A 4,204-nucleotide genomic window follows, 5' to 3' on the forward strand; every position below is an offset into this window, starting at 1 on the left:
AACTGTGTTTCTTTCATTTATTGCGGGAGCGTTAATCGCGCCCGTTGGGCGCTCATATCTTGCACCTGATAAAAGCAATCAGTATTAACCAAGAATAAGAAAATAAAAGTAACATCTAAAAATGGAGCTTCTACTTTATACACTGATATAATAAATTACATTTAGTATCAGGATATATACAAAGGACATATACAAAGATGGGAATAATGTCATCTGCATAAAGATATTTTTATATATTCGTAAAAAATGAGAAAAAAGGGCGTAGATAACATAAATAACAGCAAGAAAGATGGAAACCATTCTTGCCCACGCCCATACCCTAATGTATACGATTCTGGCATTGAAGCTAGCGTCGTTATCAACGAGACAACTTGGAAGCGATGCTAGGGCTATTTCTGGCAGCAGATGGAAAACCTTTGCCACACTACAGCAAATCCAAATCCGAAAGCGCTTTAAGTAGATTTTTAAATACATATAAATGGCCTAATCGTAAGCTAATTCGTCATGTTCGTCAACAAGCGATTGAGCAAGTTAACAATCATTGCCCATTGGGAAGAAAAGCGTTTCTACAAGTAATAGTTGACCTAACAACTTTAGAGAAATGTGGTCAGTTTAAAGCATTTAAAAATCTAATAACTGTTTACAACGGCAAACGAGGTTTGCATATAGTAGTCTTATATTTGGTAGTTGGACAATGGCGTATCCCTTGGAATTTCCGTGTCTGGAGAGGTAAAGGGACAGCTAGCCCGTCTCAAAGGGAGCAATGCGATTTTGTGAGGTGCTTAAAATTCGGGTACTAAATCACCTATTTAGGGGTGCGATCGCAGCTTAATAACTGTTTTTATTGAGAATCTAGCTCTCTAACTGAGAATTAAAGTCCGATCTAACAAAATCGCATTGCTCCCCGTCTCAAATAGCATTACGAATGGTACGTCATTTACCCAAAGATTTAACCAAACGATTTCGGGTGAAAATTCTTGCTGATACTGCTTTTGGAACTAAGGATTTTATCAACAATATTCGGAAACTAAAATATCATGCTGTTATTGGTATTGGAAGTAAATAGCAAGTTGGTTAATGGTTATCCAGTTAAACTTTTACATCATCGAGGGCAACAAGTTAAACTTGTTGGATTAGATTTTCCTGTCACTCTTTCTTGGTATTACTTCAAACGCGATAATGGTAAGTTTGTTAAAAGATATGTTATCTCTACGCAACCACAACCAAGCTAGTACTATTTCCTGGTGGGGTAAACGTCGCTGGAAAATTGAAGGTTGGTTTAAAACTGCTAAATATCGCTTTGGTTTAGATAAATTTGGACAAGGTACTCTTTTAGGAATTTATCGTTGGTTAGTCTTGTCCATTACTGCCTATTTATTAGCATATTGGACGTATCTTTCATCCTGTTTGCCTGATTCTTTGGACTGGGGTCAAGCTGCTTTCCTTGCACTATCTACTTTTTTACCTCATTTAGTCTTGTCCTTATTGCTACTAGATATTGAACGGCTTCGACCATTAGCACTTAGTCATGGAATTGACATTAATATTTCCATCTGCAAGATATGAGTCTACGTTATTGAAAGCTCAATCTCAGAAACTGTGAATAGTGGTCGCTCATGGGTAAACCCATCAACATCGCGCCACTTCACCACACAATTTTCTCCTAAATTTATTTATGAAATAAACACGTAATACTTATCAATATTCAAGCTCTCACCTTTAGGGGTGGTGTAATAATTGCGAATGGGCGAATGGGCGAAAAAGCGAATTGTTATGTTGAAGCAAATTGGGTTCGTAAGTCCATCGGTGCAGAAACTATTTTGTTGATTCAACGCGGCTTTAAAGATCAAACGTATGGAATGCCGTTGGTTGCGTTGTGTGCCAATCTTTCATGGGAATTTATATTTTCTTTTATTCATCCTCATCAGCCACCACAAATTCAAATCAATTTTGTGTGGTTGATGCTTGATTTAATTATCCTGTATGAATTTTTCAAGTTTGGGCAATCTGAGTTGAAGCATATACCAAATAAATTATTTTATCCAGTGTTTATATTAACTTTATTTACTAGCTTTTGCTGAGTATGTCTTGGAGTGCTTGCTATGAAATGCCATCTGCGGCTTTAATTAAATCAGCTGCTTTTTCGCCAATCATAATAATAGGCGCGTTTGTGTTGCCCCTGACCAGAGTTGGCATGATCGATGCATCCGCAACCCGCAATCCCTTAACCCCATATACTCGCAGTTCGGGGTCTACCACTGCCATTGGGTCAGTGCCCATTTTGCAAGTGCCAGCCGGATGATGTCCCGTACTACAAGTTTCCCGGATGTAGGCAACGAGTGCTGCATCGCTAGTCAAGCTTTCCCCTGGAGCAATTTCCTTACCGCCAAACTCATCAAAACCAGAGAAGTGAAACAATTGCCGCATTAATCGAATTCCAGCAACGAGCTTTTGCACATCAGCTTCACTTTGCAAATAGTTCATCCGCAGAACTGGCGCGTCTTTGGGGTCAGATGAGCGCAAACTGACACTGCCAATATTTTGGAAATGAGTCAAAGAGACTACACCGGTGAATCCCCAATCAGGGCGAACATAGCCAGGCGGTAAATATATATCGGGACCGAAGAAGAACTGGACATCGGGTGCAGCCTCCAGATTGCCCTCGCTATGTAAAAACAGTCCGGCTTCAGACACATTGCTGGTGATGGCAGGGTATACCTCTTGAGTCGTCTGTTGGACTATTGGAAAGATAAGGTGGTCTTGCAGGTTTTGACCAACCCCTGGCAAATCAGCCACGACAGAAATTCCTAGTCCTTGTAGGTATTCTGCATTGCCAATGCCGCTTTGCAGCAGCAACTTGGGTGACTCGAACGCGCCTGCACTTAAAATTACTTCCTGGTTGACCCTGACCTGATGCAGCATTCCCTCGTGCAGATATTCCACTCCAACAGCGCGAGTTTCCTCAAACAACAAGCGAGTCACTAACGCTCCTGTCGTTATGGTCAAATTAGGACGTTGGAGAATCGGCAAGAGGAAGGCAGCAGCGGCACTGTGCCGAAAACCATCTTTGATTGTCACCTGATAAAGTCCGGTTCCTGACTGCTGCATCCCGTTGAAATCAGGATTGTAGTCGTATCCCATTGCTACACAGGCATCGACAAAGCGTTGGGATACTACAGCAGGGGAAATCAGATCAGTGACGCTCAACTCACCATCAACCCCGTGGTAAGCATTGGCACCACGTTGCTGGTTCTCAGATTTTTTAAAATAGGGCAAGACATCCTGGTAACTCCAACCGGGATTTCCTAGTCCTTGCCAGTGGTCATAATCGTAAGGATTGCCCCGGATATAAATCATGAGATTAATTGAACTGCTGCCCCCCAAAACTTTGCCACGGGGACAAAACATTTTGCGATGATTCAAGTACGGCTCTGGTTCAGAGAAATAGCCCCAGTCCACTTCGGAGCCTTGTAGATTGACACATTTCGGCGGAATATGAATCTCCGGTTTCGTATCCGCATTGCCTGCTTCAAGGAGTAACACAGTTGTATCGCTGTTTTGTGACATTCGGTTGGCGATAACGCAGCCTGCCGAACCCGCACCAATAACAATGTAGTCATACTTAGAATTTAACTTCATCTTGTCAACCTGTGGCTGAAGCATGAAGGGCAGAGATGTACCTATAGTAGGATTATACAAGTTTTAGATGCTGCTCACCGACAAAAATCATCAACCCTCAACTCGCGCCAAACATCAGACGGTTGCCACCCAGAGTTACCCACAGAGCGGAGGGGGTGATAGTGTTCAGAAATGTATTCAGATTCGGAAACGTAGTCTTCAATGTACACAGGTGGATTTGGTTCAATCACTGGTTCAGGAATATTTAGGCTCTCAGGCATCTCAATGGGTTCAATCAGTGGTGGGGTTACTTCTGTTTTCTTGCGAACTGGGTTAGGGTTTTTTTTAATGAGTCGTTTCATATCTATAGGAATCATTCGGCTTTCCAGAAAGAACAGATATCCCAGGATACAAGAAGTTCTCAGCGAATCAGAGACATTTTGCCAAAAAGTTGTATGGGCGTGGATTGCTTTTTGGGGACGGGAACGGAGCGCGATGCCGAATAGCCAGTCGTAGACATCACGTTTAACTTATGATCTAGACAGTTATTTGGCGATTATCCAAGTGAGGAACTACGACCCGCAAT

5 protein-coding genes and 1 pseudogene are annotated in these 4,204 nt (G+C 42.1%); 4 read left to right on the plus strand and 2 right to left on the minus strand.

Annotated elements, in window-relative coordinates; all coding sequences use genetic code 11:
• Positions 1-289 precede the first annotated feature (289 nt).
• From HWQ38_RS19580 to HWQ38_RS19595, 4 genes and pseudogenes are all read left to right on the plus strand, one after another.
• Positions 290-755 (plus strand): annotated as a pseudogene (locus tag HWQ38_RS19580) (IS701 family transposase); the annotation flags it as partial.
• Positions 756-925: 170 nt separating this feature from the next.
• The gene (locus tag HWQ38_RS19585; RefSeq protein ID WP_292796660.1) at positions 926-1,066 is read left to right on the plus strand and encodes a hypothetical protein; all 141 of its coding nucleotides are present in this window, start codon (positions 926-928) and stop codon (positions 1,064-1,066) included.
• A gap of 113 nt (positions 1,067-1,179) precedes the next feature.
• A complete protein-coding gene (locus HWQ38_RS19590) occupies positions 1,180-1,566 on the plus strand; it encodes a hypothetical protein (RefSeq protein WP_292796664.1) in 387 nt (128 codons plus the stop codon).
• Between the two features lie 185 nt (positions 1,567-1,751).
• Entirely contained in the window at positions 1,752-2,081 is a 330-nt protein-coding gene (locus HWQ38_RS19595) for a hypothetical protein (protein ID WP_292796667.1), read from the plus strand.
• A 19-nt stretch (positions 2,082-2,100) separates the two neighbouring features.
• On the opposite strand, the gene HWQ38_RS19600 is transcribed toward HWQ38_RS19595, so the two are convergent.
• Positions 2,101-3,639, minus strand: a complete 1,539-nt coding sequence (locus HWQ38_RS19600; protein WP_292796670.1) for a GMC family oxidoreductase N-terminal domain-containing protein — start codon at positions 3,637-3,639, stop codon at positions 2,101-2,103.
• A gap of 74 nt (positions 3,640-3,713) precedes the next feature.
• The gene (locus HWQ38_RS19605) at positions 3,714-3,980 is read right to left on the minus strand and encodes a hypothetical protein (protein ID WP_292796673.1); all 267 of its coding nucleotides are present in this window, start codon (positions 3,978-3,980) and stop codon (positions 3,714-3,716) included.
• Positions 3,981-4,204: the final 224 nt, after the last annotated feature.

The organism is Nostoc sp. NMS7, from assembly GCF_017115085.1.
In the GTDB taxonomy this organism is placed as follows: domain Bacteria; phylum Cyanobacteriota; class Cyanobacteriia; order Cyanobacteriales; family Nostocaceae; genus Nostoc.

Bases quoted from the DNA above. Each gene is read 5' to 3' on its own strand.
- HWQ38_RS19595 (WP_292796667.1), top strand. From the start codon at position 1,752: ATGGGCGAAAAAGCGAATTGTTATGTTGAAGCAAATTGGGTTCGTAAG.
- HWQ38_RS19600 (WP_292796670.1), bottom strand. From the start codon at position 3,639: ATGAAGTTAAATTCTAAGTATGACTACATTGTTATTGGTGCGGGTTCG.
- HWQ38_RS19590 (WP_292796664.1), top strand. From the start codon at position 1,180: ATGGTAAGTTTGTTAAAAGATATGTTATCTCTACGCAACCACAACCAA.
- HWQ38_RS19605 (WP_292796673.1), bottom strand. From the start codon at position 3,980: ATGAAACGACTCATTAAAAAAAACCCTAACCCAGTTCGCAAGAAAACA.
- HWQ38_RS19585 (WP_292796660.1), top strand. From the start codon at position 926: ATGGTACGTCATTTACCCAAAGATTTAACCAAACGATTTCGGGTGAAA.